Source organism: Sphaerotilus uruguayifluvii (assembly GCF_013294065.1).
GTDB lineage: Bacteria > Pseudomonadota > Gammaproteobacteria > Burkholderiales > Burkholderiaceae_C > Sphaerotilus > Sphaerotilus uruguayifluvii.
In genome coordinates this window covers 1-14,134 of the sequence record NZ_JABSNM010000018.1, presented here as the reverse complement: position 1 = coordinate 14,134, position 14,134 = coordinate 1, and the positions used below count along the sequence as shown (strand labels likewise).

At 72.1% G+C, this 14,134-nt stretch carries 14 protein-coding genes and 1 pseudogene; 11 read left to right on the top strand and 4 right to left on the bottom strand.

What is annotated here, in order from left to right:
- Window positions 1–109: 109 nt before the first annotated feature.
- Genes HNQ01_RS17190 through HNQ01_RS17175 form a run of 4 tightly spaced genes read left to right on the top strand, consistent with a single transcriptional unit; the run spans window position 110 to window position 4,444 of the window.
- Entirely contained in the window at window positions 110–1,297 is a 1,188-nt protein-coding gene (locus HNQ01_RS17190; RefSeq protein ID WP_173806652.1) for an efflux RND transporter periplasmic adaptor subunit, read from the top strand.
- Window positions 1,294–1,989: an ABC transporter ATP-binding protein gene (locus HNQ01_RS17185; RefSeq protein ID WP_173806651.1), complete on the top strand. Its 696-nt coding sequence runs from the start codon at window positions 1,294–1,296 to the stop codon at window positions 1,987–1,989. Before HNQ01_RS17190 ends, HNQ01_RS17185 begins: the two co-directional genes overlap by 4 nt.
- 14 nt (window positions 1,990–2,003) lie before the next feature.
- Window positions 2,004–3,212 (top strand): ABC transporter permease, encoded by a 1,209-nt coding sequence (locus HNQ01_RS17180; RefSeq protein WP_173806650.1) that lies wholly within the window; start codon window positions 2,004–2,006, stop codon window positions 3,210–3,212.
- A 29-nt stretch (window positions 3,213–3,241) separates the two neighbouring features.
- On the top strand, window positions 3,242–4,444 hold the full coding sequence (locus tag HNQ01_RS17175; RefSeq protein WP_173806649.1) for an ABC transporter permease: 1,203 nt from the start codon (window positions 3,242–3,244) through the stop codon (window positions 4,442–4,444).
- A 120-nt stretch (window positions 4,445–4,564) separates the two neighbouring features.
- Here the strand turns inward: HNQ01_RS17175 and HNQ01_RS17170 are convergent, their stop codons facing one another.
- A complete protein-coding gene (locus HNQ01_RS17170; RefSeq protein WP_173806648.1) occupies window positions 4,565–5,218 on the bottom strand; it encodes a hypothetical protein in 654 nt (217 codons plus the stop codon).
- A gap of 262 nt (window positions 5,219–5,480) precedes the next feature.
- On the opposite strand from HNQ01_RS17170, the gene HNQ01_RS17165 reads away from it, so the two are divergent.
- Window positions 5,481–5,999: an OsmC family protein gene (locus tag HNQ01_RS17165; protein ID WP_173806647.1), complete on the top strand. Its 519-nt coding sequence runs from the start codon at window positions 5,481–5,483 to the stop codon at window positions 5,997–5,999.
- A 15-nt stretch (window positions 6,000–6,014) separates the two neighbouring features.
- On the opposite strand, the gene smpB is transcribed toward HNQ01_RS17165, so the two are convergent.
- On the bottom strand, window positions 6,015–6,482 hold the full coding sequence (gene smpB, locus HNQ01_RS17160) for an SsrA-binding protein SmpB (RefSeq protein WP_173806646.1): 468 nt from the start codon (window positions 6,480–6,482) through the stop codon (window positions 6,015–6,017).
- 47 nt (window positions 6,483–6,529) lie between these two features.
- On the opposite strand from smpB, the gene HNQ01_RS17155 reads away from it, so the two are divergent.
- Both HNQ01_RS17155 and HNQ01_RS17150 read left to right on the top strand, forming a co-directional pair.
- Window positions 6,530–6,997 (top strand): type II toxin-antitoxin system RatA family toxin, encoded by a 468-nt coding sequence (locus HNQ01_RS17155; protein WP_173806645.1) that lies wholly within the window; start codon window positions 6,530–6,532, stop codon window positions 6,995–6,997.
- Complete coding sequence (locus HNQ01_RS17150; RefSeq protein ID WP_286180924.1) at window positions 6,984–7,343, top strand: RnfH family protein; 360 nt, start codon at window positions 6,984–6,986, stop codon at window positions 7,341–7,343. The genes HNQ01_RS17155 and HNQ01_RS17150 overlap by 14 nt, the downstream gene beginning before the upstream one ends.
- Here HNQ01_RS17150 and HNQ01_RS17145 read toward each other — a convergent pair.
- On the bottom strand, window positions 7,321–7,845 hold the full coding sequence (locus tag HNQ01_RS17145) for a DUF4124 domain-containing protein (protein WP_286180923.1): 525 nt from the start codon (window positions 7,843–7,845) through the stop codon (window positions 7,321–7,323). The two genes, HNQ01_RS17150 and HNQ01_RS17145, sit on opposite strands and share 23 nt — an antisense overlap.
- A 110-nt stretch (window positions 7,846–7,955) precedes the next feature.
- On the opposite strand from HNQ01_RS17145, the gene guaB reads away from it, so the two are divergent.
- The 4 genes from guaB to HNQ01_RS17125 all read left to right on the top strand — a co-directional run bounded on the left by guaB (window position 7,956) and on the right by HNQ01_RS17125 (window position 13,748).
- Window positions 7,956–9,428 carry an IMP dehydrogenase gene (gene guaB / locus HNQ01_RS17140; RefSeq protein ID WP_173806644.1) on the top strand — a complete coding sequence of 491 codons (1,473 nt, stop codon included), beginning with the start codon at window positions 7,956–7,958 and terminating at the stop codon, window positions 9,426–9,428.
- A gap of 52 nt (window positions 9,429–9,480) precedes the next feature.
- Window positions 9,481–10,698 (top strand): MFS transporter, encoded by a 1,218-nt coding sequence (locus tag HNQ01_RS17135; RefSeq protein ID WP_173806643.1) that lies wholly within the window; start codon window positions 9,481–9,483, stop codon window positions 10,696–10,698.
- Window positions 10,699–10,752: 54 nt separating this feature from the next.
- Window positions 10,753–12,360 carry a glutamine-hydrolyzing GMP synthase gene (gene guaA / locus HNQ01_RS17130; protein ID WP_173806642.1) on the top strand — a complete coding sequence of 536 codons (1,608 nt, stop codon included), beginning with the start codon at window positions 10,753–10,755 and terminating at the stop codon, window positions 12,358–12,360.
- Between the two features lie 146 nt (window positions 12,361–12,506).
- The gene (locus HNQ01_RS17125) at window positions 12,507–13,748 is read left to right on the top strand and encodes a ChaN family lipoprotein (RefSeq protein WP_217427591.1); all 1,242 of its coding nucleotides are present in this window, start codon (window positions 12,507–12,509) and stop codon (window positions 13,746–13,748) included.
- Window positions 13,749–14,048: 300 nt separating this feature from the next.
- Here HNQ01_RS17125 and HNQ01_RS17120 read toward each other — a convergent pair.
- Window positions 14,049–14,134: pseudogene (locus HNQ01_RS17120) on the bottom strand (IS5/IS1182 family transposase); the annotation flags it as partial.

Here is a 14,134-nt window from a genome sequence, read left to right as displayed (position 1 = left end):
TGCTGACCGACCGGTCAGATTGACGCCGGTCATGCGCGGGGCCGGGGCCGGGCGGCAGAATGCGTGCATTCGCGCACGCCGAATGCGTGCTGCACCGACAAGGATCCCGATGAGCGCCGCTGCCCCGACCGCCTCTTCTGCCTGGCTGCGCCGGGGCCTGGTCGCGCTGCTGGTCGTCGGCCTGGGGGCGGGCACGGTGGCTTGGCTGCGCCGGCCGCGGCCGGTGGCGGTCAGCGCGGTCGAGGTGACGCGCGGCACGGTCGAGGCCACGATCGCCAACACCCGCGCCGGCACGGTCGAGGCCTGCCAGCGCACCCGGCTGTCGACCATCCTGGGCGGGCGCATCGAGCGGCTCGAGGTGCGCGAGGGCGACCGGGTGCGCAAGGGCCAGCTGCTGATGAAGCTGTGGAACGACGACCAGCGCGCGCAGGCCACGCTGGCCGCCGCGCAGCTCGACACCAGCCGCCGGCGCATCGTCGAGGCCTGCTCCGCCGCCGAGTCCGCCGAGCGCGAGGCCGACCGCCAGCGCGGCCTGCGCGAGCAGGGCTTCATCTCCGAATCCGCCGAGGACCGCGCGCGCACCGAGGCCCGCACCCGCCGCGCCGCCTGCCAGACCGCGCAGGCCGATGCCCGCGCCGCCGAGGCGCGCCTGGAGGCGACGAAGGTCGAGCAGGGCCGCATGGTGCTGCTCGCGCCCTTCGACGGCACGGTGGCGAAGATCGTCGGCGAGGTGGGCGAATACTCGACGCCGTCGCCGCCGGGCGTGCCCACGCCGCCGGCCATCGACCTGATCGACGACCGCTGCCTCTACGTCAAGGCGCCGATGGACGAGGTCGACGCGCCGCGGCTGCAGCCGGGCCAGCCGGTGCGCATCACCATCGATGCGCTGCCGGGCCGCACCTTCCCCGGCCGGGTGCGCCGCATCGCGCCGATCGTCTCGGCGCTGGAGAAGCAGGCGCGCACCGTCGACGTCGATGTCGACTTCGACGACCTGGCCGCGGCCGGGCCGCTGCGGGTGGGCTACAGCGCCGACGTCGAGGTGGTGCTCGACGTGCATCGCGACGTGCTGCGGGTGCCGGCCGCGGCGATCGGCGAGGGCGGCCGGGTGCTGGTGATCGGCGCCGAGGGCGTGCTGGCCGAGCGGCGGGTGCGCACCGGGCTGTCCAACTGGGAGCATGCCGAGGTGCTCGACGGGCTGAAGGCCGGCGAGCAGGTGGTCAGCTCGCTCGAGCGCGAGGGCGTCAGGCCGGGCGTGGTCGCGCGGGTCGAGCCGGCCGCCTCGGGCGCGAAGCCATGAGCGCGCCGGCGCTGATCGGGCTGGAGCAGGTCGAGCGGGTCTTCCGTCTCGGCGACAGCGACGTGCACGCGCTGCAGGGGCTGGACCTGCGCATCGACGCCGGCGAATACGTCGCGGTCATGGGCCCGAGCGGCTCGGGCAAGTCGACGCTGCTGAACATTCTCGGCCTGCTCGACCAGCCCAGCCGCGGACGGCTGCTGCTCGAGGGGCGCGACGTCACCACGCTGAGCCCGGACGAGCAGGCGGCGGTGCGCAGCCGGCGCATCGGCTTCGTCTTCCAGAGCTTCCACCTGGTGCCGCGGCTGAGCGCGGCCGAGAACATCGCGCTGCCGATGGTGCTGGCCGGCATCGCGCCGAAGGAGCGCCAGGCGCGGGTCGCGCAGGCGCTGAAGGACTACGGCCTGGCCCACCGCGCCGACCACCGCCCCAGCGAGCTCTCGGGCGGGCAGCGCCAGCGCGTGGCCATCGCGCGCGCGACGATCATGCAGCCGCCGCTGCTGCTGGCCGACGAGCCCACCGGCAACCTCGACCGCGCCACCGGCGACGAGGTGGTGCGCCTGCTCGAGGAGCTCAACGCGCGCGGCGTCACGCTGATCGTCGTCACCCACGACGCCGGCCTGGGCGCGCGGGCGCGCCGGCGCCTGATGATGGAAGACGGCCAGCTGCGGCGCGACGAGCGCACGCCGCCCTGAGCGGGCCCGGACCGATGCGCGGGTGGGACATCCTGGACTTCGCGCGGCGCGCCGCCACCGGCAGCCCGCTGCGCACGCTGCTGATGACGCTGGCGATGGCCATCGGCGTGGCGGCGGTGGTGGTGCTGACCGCGCTGGGCGACGGCGCGCGGCGCTACGTGGTCGACCAGTTCTCGTCGATCGGCACCAATCTGGTCATCGTGCTGCCCGGGCGCTCGCAGACCGGCGGCTTCAGCCCGGCCAATGCGGTCAGCACCACGCCGCGCGACCTGACGATCGACGACGCGCAGGCGCTCACCCGGCTGGCGGCGGTCGCGCAGGTCGCGCCGCTGGCGGTGGGGCTGTCGGAGGTGGCGGTGGCCGGGCGGCTGCGCGAGGCGATGGTGCTGGGCACCACCCGCGGCTACCTCGCGGTGCGCCGGCTGGCGCTGGCGCAGGGGCAGTTCCTGCCCGATGACGACTGGGGCCGCGCCCATGCGGTCACGGTGCTGGGCGCGGCGCTGGCGCGCGAGCTCTTCGGCCAGGGCCCGGCGCTGGGCCAGACGGTGCGCATCGGCGGGCGGCGGCTGCGCGTCATCGGCGTGATGGCGCCGGCCGGCCAGGGCCTGGGCATGAACCTCGACGAGATCGCGATCGTGCCGGTGGCGCTGGCGCAGGCGATGTTCGACTCGAACACGCTGTTCCGCGTGCTGATCGAGGCGCGCAGCCGCGACGCCATCGCCGCGGCCCGGCGCCAGGCCACCGCGCTGCTCAAGGCCCGCCACGAGGGCGAGGAGGACGTGACCGTCATCACCCAGGACGCGGTGCTGGCCACCTTCGACCGGGTGCTGCTGGCGCTGACCGCGGTGGTGGCGGCGATCGCGGCGATCAGCCTGGCGGTGGCCGGCATCCTGGTGATGAACGTGATGCTGGTGGCGGTGGCGCAGCGCACCGGCGAGATCGGCCTGCTCAAGGCGCTGGGCGCACCGGCGGCGACCATCCGTGCGGTCTTCCTGACCGAGGCGGCGCTGCTGTCGCTGGCCGGCGCGCTGCTGGGCTATGCGGCCGGGCATGCGGGCGCCTGGGTGATCCGGCTGCTCTATCCGCAGTTCCCGGCCTGGCCGCCGCTGTGGGCGGTGGTGGCGGCGCTGGGGACGGCCATCGGCACCGGGCTGCTGTTCGGGGTGATGCCGGCACGGCGCGCGGCCCGGCTCGAGCCGGTCGCGGCGCTGTCGCGGCGCTGAGCGGACACGGACACACGAGGACCGCACCGATGCGCTGGACCGACACCGTCTCGATGGCCTGGCGCGCGATCGTCTCGCAGCGCGGGCGCAGCGTGCTGACGCTGCTGGGCATCGCGGTGGGCATCGCCGCGGTGATCCTGCTGACCTCGATCGGCGAGGGCCTGCACCGCTTCCTGCTGGCCGAGTTCAGCCAGATCGGCACGAACGTGGTCACGCTCTCGCCGGGGCGCACGACCACCGGCGGCACCAACCCGGGCTTCCCGTCCTCGGTGCGGCCGCTGACGCTGGAGGACGCGCAGGCGCTGCGCCGCCACCTGCCGCAGCTCACCGGCGTCACGCCGGGCGTGACCGGCAACGCCGAGATGCAGGCCGGCGGGCGACTGCGCCGCGCGCTGGTCTACGGCACCAGCGCGGCGCTGGTGCCGGCCTTTCACCTGACGGTGGCGACGGGCCGCTTCCTGCCCGAGGAGGAGGCCGGACAGGCGCGCGACTTCGTCGTGCTGGGCTCGACGCTGCGCCGCGAGCTCTTCGGCAGCAGCTCGCCGCTGGGCCAGCGGGTGCGCATCGGCAGCCAGCAGTTCCGCGTCATCGGCGTGCTGGCGCCGCGCGGGCAGTTCCTCGGCATCGACCTGGACGATGTCGCCTACATTCCGTCGGCGCGCGCGCTGGAGCTGTTCAACCGCCCGGGCCTGATGGAGATCCACCTGACCTACGACGAGCGCATGTCGCCCGCGGCGGTGGTCGCGCAGGCCCGCGCGCTGATGAGCGCCCGCCACGGCCGCGAGGACTTCACCCTCGTCACCCAGGCCGACATGCTGGGCACGCTCTCCAACATCCTGAACATCGTCACGATGGCGGTGGGCGCGCTGGGCGGCATCTCGCTGCTGGTGGGCGGCGTGGGCATCGTCACCATCATGACGATCGCGGTGACCGAGCGCACCGCGGAGATCGGCCTGCTGATCTCGCTGGGCGCGCGCCGGCGCACGGTGATGGCGCTGTTCCTGGGCGAGGCGGTGGTGCTCTCGGCGCTGGGCGGCCTGCTGGGCCTGGCGATCGGCATCGGCATCGCCCAGGGCGCGCACCTGCTGCTGCCCGCGCTGCCGGTCAGCACGCCGCTGCCCTTCGTGCTGCTGGCGCTGGGCCTGTCGGCGGCGGTGGGCCTGCTCGCCGGCGTGATGCCGGCGCGCGCGGCGGCGCGGCTCGACCCGGTGGAGGCGCTCAGGGCGGAGTAGCGGCGGGGTGTCCGGCATGGATGCCCGCCTGCGCGGGCATGACGGCGCGTTTCGGCGCGTTTCCTCGCGCATGTCCCCGTCATCCTCGCGAAGGCGAGGATCCACGCGCAGCAGGACGTTTCAGTCGACCTCGACCTGCTCCGCCGTCGCGGGTGCGGGTGCCGGGGCGATGGTGCGCGCTGCCTCCGGGCGCTTCAGCCCGTGCGTCATGACCAGCTTGTCCAGCACCTCGGTCACGTCCAGCGCCTTGCCCTGGCGCAGGAACTGCAGCGCGGGTGCAATGGGCCCGTCGCTGGTGTGATGGCCCGCGCCGGGAATCACCAGATCGGCCGGAATGTCCGGGTGCGAGTTGAGTTCGCCCAGCAGGTCGGCGCCCCCGATGACGTCGTGGATCTCGGTGCAGCGGTCGGGCATGCGGATGCGCGCGCCCAGCGTGACGATCGGGGTGCGGAAGGGCACCGTGTCGGGCAGCTTGCGCAGGGCTTCCCACAGCATCAGGTTGCCCTTCGAGTGCCCGACGATCAGCTCGATGGAGCGGATTTCCGGATGCGCCAGCAGCGTGGCGACCGCTTCCACATCCTGCTGCAGCGCGGGCGTGAACGACAGCACCGAGGTGGCCAGTGCCGTGCTGAAGTCGCCGAGCCTCTGCGCGGCGTGCAGCATGCGGTTGCGCCAGCCGAACCAGAACCAGCCGCCCATGCCCTCGGACATCACGTCCGACAGGCCATCGCTGCACACGACCGCCGCAACCGGCGCGCCGATCCAGTTGGCCATATCGCGCGCCAGCGCCGAGCTGCCCACGCCTGCCAGGAGGCGTACGACGGGCCGAACATTGATCGGATCATGTCCATGGTGGATCCCCCTTGTGTGGTGTGCCTCCGTTCTAGCCCTTTGCCCTGTCCCCGCATTGACGTGGCGCAACGCCGCGGCCGGCGTCGACAAGGGCGTTCCCGGTGGCGCGGGGGCGGGCGCGCGGTCATCATCGGACTGTCCCGGACCACAACGACATTCGCATCCCGCACAGGAGACATCGCCGATGACCCCCGAGGAACTGCGCCAGCGCCAGGCGCCGATCAAGGAGCGCTACCGCGCCGAGCCGGCCGCCGCGCGCCAGACCTTCCGCGCCGAGGCGCTGCTCTATCCGGATCGGCCCTCGTGCCGCATCGAGACCCGCTTCGCCGCCTTCGACGCCGGCCTGCATCCGGCCGCGGGCGGCGGCGGCGGCGAGGCCTGCTCGGGCGACCTGATGCTGGAGTCGATCGCGGCCTGCGCGGGCGTGACGCTCAATGTCGTGGCCACCGCCACCGGCGTCGTCATGCGCACCGCGCGCGTGGTCGTCGAGGCCGAGAGCGACTTCCGCGGCACGCTGGGGCTGGCGCGCGACGTGCCGGTCGGGCTGACGGCGCTGCGGCTGCGCTTCGAGGTCGACTCCGATGCCTCCGACGAGCAGCTCGCCACGCTGCTGAAGCTGGCCGAGCGCTACTGCGTCATCGTGCAGACGCTGAAGGCGCCGCCACCGGTGGAGGTGGCGCTGCGGCGGCTGGACCCGGCCTGAGGCGCCTGTGGCCTATCAGTCGTCCCGGCGCGGGCTGGAGACCTTGGTGCGCATCAGCTGGCCCTTCTCGCGCTCCCAGTCGCGCTTCTTCTCGGTGTCGCGCTTGTCGTGCTCGGCCTTGCCCTTGGCCAGCGCGATCTCGGCCTTCACGTAGCTGCCCTTGTAGTGCAGGTCCAGCGGCACCAGCGTGAAGCCCTTCTGCTCGACCTTGCCGATCAGGCGCCGGATCTGGTCCTTCTTCATCAGCAGCTTCTTGGTGCGGTCGGCCTCCGGGCGCACATGCGTCGAGGCCGAGCGCAGCGCGTTGATGCGGCAGCCGATCATGAACAGCTCGCCGTCCTTCAGCACGACGTAGCCGTCGGTGAGCTGCACCTGGCCGGCGCGGATGGCCTTGATCTCCCAGCCCTGCAGCACCACGCCCACCTCGAAGCGTTCCTCGATGTGGTAGTTGAAGCGCGCTTTCCGGTTCTCGACGATGCTCATGGGGTGGGACGGGTTCGTTCTGGGACTCAATACAATCCGGGCATTGTATGAAGCACGTCAAGAAGTCCGTCCTCCTCTGGTACTCGCCGCGAGAGATGTTCGATCTCGTCGTCGATGTCGCCAGCTATCCCAAGTTCCTGCCGTGGTGCCAGAAGGCGGAGATTCTCGGCGAGGAGGCCGGCGCGATGACCGCGCGTCTCCACCTCGCCTACGCCGGCGTGCGCCACGCCTTCACCACCCGCAACAGCCATGTTCCGGGCGAGTCGGTCACGATGAGCCTGGTCGACGGGCCGTTCTCGCGGCTCGACGGCTCGTGGCGGTTCATCCCGATCGGCACGCCGGCGGCCTCGCGGCCGGAGGCCGGGCCGCAGGCCTGCCGCGTCGAGTTCGAGCTGAGCTATGCCTTCGCGAGCCGGCCGCTGGAAATGGTGGTGAGCCCGGTGTTCGACCGCATCGCCAACACCTTCGTCGACGCCTTCGTCGCGCGGGCGGAGCAGGTCCATGGCCGACGCTGATGCGGGCGCCGCCCCGGCGCCGATGCAGGTCGAGGTCGCCTTCAGTCCGGCGCCGCGCCAGGTCGACCGGGTGACGCTGCAGCTTGCGCCCGGCGCGACGGCGGCCCAGGCGCTCGCCGCCAGCGGGCTGGCCGCGCGCCACGCGGCGCTGGGGGCTGTGGGCGAGGGCGGCCTGGCCTTCGGCATCGGCGGCCGCGCGGTCGCGCCCGACACGCCGATGCAGCCGGGCGACCGGCTCGACATCTGCCGGGCGCTGAAGGTCGATCCGAAGGAAGCCCGCCGGCTGCGCTACCGCGCGCAGGGCGAGCGCGGCCGCCAGCGCGTCAGCGGCAGTCGCTCGCGATGACCTCGCGGGCGCGGCGCAGCTCGGCGCCGCGCTGACCGTCGTCGAGGAACTGGCGCTCGCCGTTCTCGCCGGTGCGCGCGATGCGCTGGCCGGATTCGAGCGTGCGGGCGTACTCGCGCGCCCGGGTGCAGTTCTCGCCGCGCTGGCGCGCCTGGCGCTCTTCGTCGGCGCGGCGGGCGGCGGCCTCCTGCTCGGCCGCGGCCTGGCGGCGCCGGCCCTCGCCGGCCGCCGTGGCGGCGCTGGCGGCCGAGGCCGGCGGCGGGGCCGCCACCGCGGAGGCGGGAGCGGCCGGTGCCGGCATCGCGGCGGCCGTCGGTGCGGCCGGCCGCTGCAGCACGTCGCGGTCCGGCACGGCGGTCGGAGGCGGCCGGTCGCTGTACTGGATGCGGCCCTGCGCGTCGCGCCATTTCCACTGGGCCGAGGCCGGCAGCGCCAGCATCGCGCACAGCAGCGTCATCGTCGTCGCGGGCAGCAGTCGTCGGGGCGTGAAGTGCGAAAACATGATTCGAGTGTAGTGCCGGGACCCCGCTCGGAGCGTGTCCGCTTCATGAGGGCTGGGAAGAGGCTGTAACGGGTCCGTATAATCTCCTTTTGCGTCTGGAGCCCCTTCCCATGCGCCTTCTCGGCAAAGCCCTGACCTTCGACGATGTGTTGCTGGTCCCCGCGTACTCCCAGGTGTTGCCCCGCGACACCTCCCTGGCGACGAAGCTGTCGCGCAACATCACGCTGAACCTGCCCCTGGTGTCCGCCGCGATGGACACCGTGACCGAGGCCCGCCTCGCCATCGCCATCGCCCAGGAAGGCGGCATGGGCATCGTTCACAAGAACCTGAGCCCGAAGCAGCAGGCGGCCGAGGTGGCCCGCGTCAAGCGCTACGAGTCCGGTCTGCTGAAGGATCCGATCACCATCGCGCCGAACGCCCGCGTGCGCGACGTGATCGACCTGTCGCGCGCCCACGGCATTTCCGGCTTCCCCGTCGTCGACGAGGGCAAGGTGGTCGGCATCGTGACCGGCCGCGACCTGCGCTTCGAGACCCGTCTCGACGCCCCGGTGCGCGACATCATGACCCCGCGCGAGCGCCTGATCACGGTGCGCGAGGGCGCCTCGCTGGCCGAGGCCAAGGCGCTGATGCACCAGCACAAGCTCGAGCGCGTGCTGGTCGTCAACGACGCCTTCGAGCTGCGCGGCCTGTTCACCGTCAAGGACATCACCAAGCAGACCAGCTTCCCGAACGCCGCGCGCGACGCGCAGGGCAAGCTGCGCGTCGGCGCGGCCGTCGGCGTCGGTGACGGCACCGAGGAGCGCATCGAGCTGCTGGTGGCCGCCGGCGTCGACGCGCTGGTGGTCGACACCGCGCACGGCCACAGCCACGGCGTCATCGAGCGCGTGCGCTGGGTCAAGAAGAACTTCCCGCAGGTCGACGTCATCGGCGGCAACATCGCCACCGGTGCCGCCGCGCTGGCGCTGGCCGAGGCCGGCGCCGACGCGGTCAAGGTCGGCATCGGCCCGGGCTCGATCTGCACCACCCGCATCGTCGCCGGCGTGGGCGTGCCGCAGATCACCGCGATCGACAACGTCGCCACCGCGCTGGCCGGCACCGGCGTGCCGCTGATCGCCGACGGCGGCATCCGCTACTCGGGCGACATCTCCAAGGCCCTGGCCGCGGGCGCGTCGACCGTGATGATGGGCGGCATGTTCGCCGGCACCGAGGAAGCTCCGGGCGAGGTCATCCTCTACCAGGGCCGCTCGTACAAGAGCTACCGCGGCATGGGCTCGATCGGCGCGATGAAGGCGGGTTCCGCCGACCGCTACTTCCAGGAAAACGACGAGACCACCAACCCGAACGCCGACAAGCTCGTGCCGGAAGGCATCGAGGGTCGCGTGCCCTACAAGGGCTCGGTGCTGGCGATCATCTACCAGATGGCCGGCGGCATCCGTGCCTCGCTGGGCTACTGCGGCTGCGCCTCGGTCGCCGAGATGCACGACCGGGCCGAGTTCGTCGAGATCACGTCCGCCGGCATCCGCGAGAGCCACGTCCACGACGTGCAGATCACCAAGGAAGCGCCGAACTACCGGCTGGAGTGACTGCCTCGTGAGCGCTGCTGACGCGAAGGCGCCGCGCCCACGGGCCGCGGCCATGCCCTTCATCATGCTGACGGTGCTGATCGACATGGTGGCGATCGGCCTGATCATCCCGGTGCTGGCACCGCTGGTGGGCACCTTCACCGGCGACCAGGGCGACCATGCCTTCTGGTATGGCGTCGTGACCTTCGCGTTCGGCTTCGCGAACTTCTGGGGCTCGCCGATCCTCGGGGCGCTGTCCGACCACCACGGCCGGCGCCCGGTGCTGCTGCTGGGCTTCTGCGGCCTGGCGCTGAGCTTCATCGTCACCGGCCTGGCCACCGCGCTGTGGATGCTGGTGGCGATCCGCCTGGTCAGCGGCGCGCTGCAGGCCAATGCGGCAGTCGCGCAGGCCTATGTCGCCGACATCAGCGCGCCCGAGGAGCGCGCCAAGCGCTTCGGCATGCTCGGCGCCATGTTCGGCATGGGCTTCGTGCTCGGGCCGGTCATGGGCGGCCTGCTCGGCGCCATCAGCCTGCACCTGCCCTTCTTCGTCGCGGGCGGGCTGGCGGTGCTCAATGCGCTGTACGGCATCTTCGTGCTGCCGGAGTCGCTGCCGCCGTCGCGGCGCACGCCGGTCGACTGGAAGAAGGCCAACCCGCTGACCTCGCTGCGTCAGCTGCGCGACCTGCACGGCATCGGCCGGCTGGTGGGCGTCATCGCGCTGGCCGGGCTGGCGCAGTTCATCCTGCACACCACCTGGGTGCTCTACACCACCTTCAAGTTCGGCTGGGGGCCGAAGGAGAACGGCTGGTCGCTGTTCACCATCGGCGTGATGTCGGTGCTGGTGCAGGGCGGGCTGATCCGGGTGGCGCTGAAGCGCTCGACGCCGCAGCGCATCGCCGTGCTGGGCCTGCTGTCGTCGACCGTCTGCTATGCGCTGTGGGGTGCGGCGACCGAGGCCTGGATGATGTACGCCATCATCGGGCTGAACGTCTTCGGCTTCATGACGCAGGCCGCGATCCAGACGCTGGTGTCCAATGCCGCCGACGAGTCCTCGCAGGGGCGCGCGCTCGGCGCGGTCGCTTCGCTCAACAGCATGATGCAGGTCTTCGCGCCGGTCATCGGCTCGAGCCTGCTGGGCCTGGTCTCGCATCTGCCCCACGGCGACTGGCGCATCGGCGCGCCGCTCTATCTCTGCTCCGCGCTGACGCTGGCGGCCTTCGTGCTGGCCGTGCGTCACTTCCGCCTCCATCCGGCCAACGCCACCCATCCGGCGCCGCACGCGGTCTGAGCCCGGACGACGGGGTCCGGCCGCGCGGCGCCATCGCACCGCATCGCTTCGCACATGCAACACGACAAGATCCTCATCCTCGACTTCGGCTCGCAGGTCACGCAGCTGATCGCCCGCCGCGTGCGCGAGGCCCATGTCTACTGCGAGATCCATCCGAACGACGTGTCGGACGAGTTCATCCGCAGCTTCGCCCCGAAGGGCATCATCCTGTCGGGCAGCCACGCCTCGACCTACGAGGACCACCAGCTGCGCGCGCCGCAGGCGGTCTGGGACGCGGGCGTGCCGGTGCTGGGCATCTGCTACGGCATGCAGACCATGGCGGTGCAGCTCGGCGGCGAGGTGAGCTGGTCCGACACCCGCGAGTTCGGCTATGCCGAGGTGCGCGCGCACGGCCACACCGCGCTGCTGAAGGACATCCAGGACTTCGCCACGCCCGAGGGCCACGGCATGCTCAAGGTCTGGATGAGCCACGGCGACAAGGTCACTGCGCTTCCGCCGGGCTTCAAGCTGATGGCCTCGACGCCCAGCTGCCCGATCGCCGGCATGGCGAACGAGGACAAGGGCTACTACGCGGTCCAGTTCCACCCCGAGGTCACGCACACGCTGCAGGGCCAGGCGATGCTCAACCGCTTCGTGCGCGAGATCGCCGGCTGCCGCGGCGACTGGATCATGGGCGACTACATCGCCGAGGCGGTGCAGAAGATCCGCGAGCAGGTCGGTGACGAGGAAGTCATCCTGGGCCTGTCGGGCGGCGTCGACTCGTCGGTGGCGGCCGCGCTGATCCACCGCGCCATCGGCGACCAGCTGACCTGCGTCTTCGTCGATCACGGCCTGCTGCGCCTGAACGAGGGCGACATGGTCATGGAGATGTTCGAGGGCAAGCTGCACGCCAAGGTCATCCGCGTCGATGCCTCGGAGCTGTTCCTGGGCCAGCTCGCCGGCGTGACCGACCCCGAGCGCAAGCGCAAGATCATCGGCGGCCTGTTCGTCGACGTCTTCAAGGCCGAGGCCGGGAAGCTCAAGGCCAGCGGCCAGGGCCACAAGGGCGCGACCTTCCTGGCGCAGGGCACGATCTATCCGGACGTGGTGGAATCGGGCGGCACCAAGACCAAGAAGGCCACCACGATCAAGAGCCACCACAACGTCGGCGGCCTGCCCGAGCAGCTGGGCCTCAAATTGCTGGAGCCCCTGCGCGAGCTGTTCAAGGATGAGGTCCGCGAGCTGGGCGTGGCGCTGGGCCTGCCGCCCGAGATGGTCTACCGCCATCCCTTCCCGGGCCCGGGCCTGGGCGTGCGCATCCTGGGCGAGGTCAAGCCCGAGTACGCGCGTCTGCTGCAGCGCGCCGACGCGATCTTCATCGAGGAACTGCGCGCCGCGATCGACCCGGCCACAGGAAAAAGCTGGTATGACCTGACCAGCCAGGCCTTCACGGTCTTCCTGCCGGTCAAGAGCGTCGGCGTGATGGGCGACGGCCGCACCTACGACTATGTCGTGGCGCTGCGCGCGGTGCAGACCAGCGACTTCATGACCGCCGACTGGGCCGAGCTGCCGTACAGCCTGCTGAAGAAGGTGTCGGGCCGCATCATCAACGAGGTCCGCGGCATCAACCGCGTCACCTACGACGTCTCGAGCAAGCCGCCCGCGACGATCGAGTGGGAGTGATTCGCGCAGCGAATCGCTGCATGCGGCGCTGACCGGGCTTGACCCGGCGCGGCCCGGGGCAGCAGGGCGCGGTGCGATGATCGGCGGGACGGCTGCCGTGCCGTCCCCTCGCGTCTTCGCCTCGCCTTGTTCCAGGAGTCCCGCGCATGCGCCTGCCGCTGCTCCCGTCCGTTCCGTCGTCGGCCCGCCGGTGGCTGCTCCCGGCGCTGCTGGTGCCAATGCTGATGCTGCCCGGGCCGGGCGCGGCAGCCGAGCCGCCTCCTGCGGCCGCGCTCTGTGCGCCTGACCAGCCCCCCGGCCAGTGGCTGGCGCCGACCGCCGCCGCGCCGCGCCTGCTGCCCGCCGCCGAGCTGCTGGGCTGGATGGCCGAGGCGCAGGCGGTGCTGCTCGGCGAGCGCCACGACAGCGCCGAGGACCACCGCTGGCAGCTCCAGGTCCTGGCGCAGCTGCATGCGCGCCGGCCGGCGCTGGCGCTCGGGCTGGAGATGTTCCCGCGCCGGCTGCAGCCGGTGCTCGACGACTGGGTGGCCGGCCGGCTGTCGGAGGCCGAGTTCCTGCGCCGCTCGGAGTGGGACCAGGTCTGGGGCTTCGACGCCCGCCTGTACCTGCCGCTCTTCCATTTCGCCCGGATGAACCGGCTGCCGATGCTGGCGCTCAATGTCGAGCGCGGCGTGGTGGCCCAGGTCGGCCGGCGCGGCTTCGACGCGCTGGCCGAGACCGCGCGCGAAGGCGTCGGCCGCCCGGCCGCGCCGCCGCCGGCCTACCGGCAGATGCTGGCGCAGGTCCTCCAGTCCCACGCCGGCCCGGGCGATGCGGCCGAGGCCTCGTCCGCGCCGGCGCCGGACCCGCAGGCGCTCGAGCGCTTCATCGGCGCGCAGGCCTTCTGGGACCGCGCGATGGCCGAGGTCATCGCCGCGCAGCTGGCGCGCGAGCCCGCGCGGCTGGTGGTCGGCATCCTGGGCGGTGGCCATGTGCGCGACGGCCACGGCGTGGCGCACCAGCTGCGCGACCTGGGCGTGCAGCGCATCGGCGCGCTGCTGACCTGGGAGCGCGGCGAGAGCTGCCAGGCCCTGGGCGAGACGCTGGCCGACGGCCTCTATCTGATCGACCCGCCCCGCGACGACGCCCCGCCGCGCCTGGGCATCGCGATGGCGCCCGATGCGCAGGGCGTGCGCCTGAGCGCCGTCACCCCCGGCAGCCTGGCCGCCGCCGCCGGCCTGCGCGAGGGCGACCTGATCACCGAAGCCGCCGGCCGCCCGCTGCGCAGCCCCGATGCCCTGCGCGCCCTCGTGCAGCGCCAGCCGCCCGGCACCTGGCTGCCTTTGACGGTGCAGCGCGAGGGGGTGGTGAGGGATGTGGTGGTGCGCTTTGCGGCAGCGCTGCAGTGAGGTTGGCAGCAGCACAGCACCGCAATGCTGTTCTGCGCTCAAGGTGCTGCGCTGTGTGGCCTATCTGCTGTCAGGGCATCCAGCGGACTTCGGGTTGTGCCAGCCGCCATCTTGAGGACATGGGTGTAGATCACGCCGGAGCGTGGATCCACGGCCAGCGTCGGGGCTGGGAATACCCGTAGAGCAATCGTGCCAGCAGTCCGGTTTCTCCCTGCATGCACTGCAGCAGCGAGGCCACTTCCTCGATGGTCATGACGGCAGGAATACGGCGCTGGGCTGCAGGCCGTGCTAAGAGCGTGTTCACGATCTCCTGAGGAGCAAGGCCAGAAAGGCGAGATGGACGAACTGCAGGCTGGTGTTGAGCCAGCGCTCGCAGTTCTTCCACA

Coding starts and splice junctions, on each gene's coding strand:
- HNQ01_RS17190 (WP_173806652.1), top strand. CDS start 110: ATGAGCGCCGCTGCCCCGACCGCCTCTTCTGCCTGGCTGCGCCGGGGC.
- HNQ01_RS17150 (WP_286180924.1), top strand. CDS start 6,984: ATGGCCGACGCTGATGCGGGCGCCGCCCCGGCGCCGATGCAGGTCGAG.
- HNQ01_RS17170 (WP_173806648.1), bottom strand. CDS start 5,218: ATGGCCAACTGGATCGGCGCGCCGGTTGCGGCGGTCGTGTGCAGCGAT.
- guaB (WP_173806644.1), top strand. CDS start 7,956: ATGCGCCTTCTCGGCAAAGCCCTGACCTTCGACGATGTGTTGCTGGTC.
- HNQ01_RS17175 (WP_173806649.1), top strand. CDS start 3,242: ATGCGCTGGACCGACACCGTCTCGATGGCCTGGCGCGCGATCGTCTCG.
- HNQ01_RS17135 (WP_173806643.1), top strand. CDS start 9,481: ATGCCCTTCATCATGCTGACGGTGCTGATCGACATGGTGGCGATCGGC.
- HNQ01_RS17145 (WP_286180923.1), bottom strand. CDS start 7,845: ATGTTTTCGCACTTCACGCCCCGACGACTGCTGCCCGCGACGACGATG.
- HNQ01_RS17165 (WP_173806647.1), top strand. CDS start 5,481: ATGACCCCCGAGGAACTGCGCCAGCGCCAGGCGCCGATCAAGGAGCGC.
- HNQ01_RS17155 (WP_173806645.1), top strand. CDS start 6,530: ATGAAGCACGTCAAGAAGTCCGTCCTCCTCTGGTACTCGCCGCGAGAG.
- smpB (WP_173806646.1), bottom strand. CDS start 6,482: ATGAGCATCGTCGAGAACCGGAAAGCGCGCTTCAACTACCACATCGAG.
- HNQ01_RS17185 (WP_173806651.1), top strand. CDS start 1,294: ATGAGCGCGCCGGCGCTGATCGGGCTGGAGCAGGTCGAGCGGGTCTTC.
- guaA (WP_173806642.1), top strand. CDS start 10,753: ATGCAACACGACAAGATCCTCATCCTCGACTTCGGCTCGCAGGTCACG.
- HNQ01_RS17125 (WP_217427591.1), top strand. CDS start 12,507: ATGCGCCTGCCGCTGCTCCCGTCCGTTCCGTCGTCGGCCCGCCGGTGG.
- HNQ01_RS17180 (WP_173806650.1), top strand. CDS start 2,004: ATGCGCGGGTGGGACATCCTGGACTTCGCGCGGCGCGCCGCCACCGGC.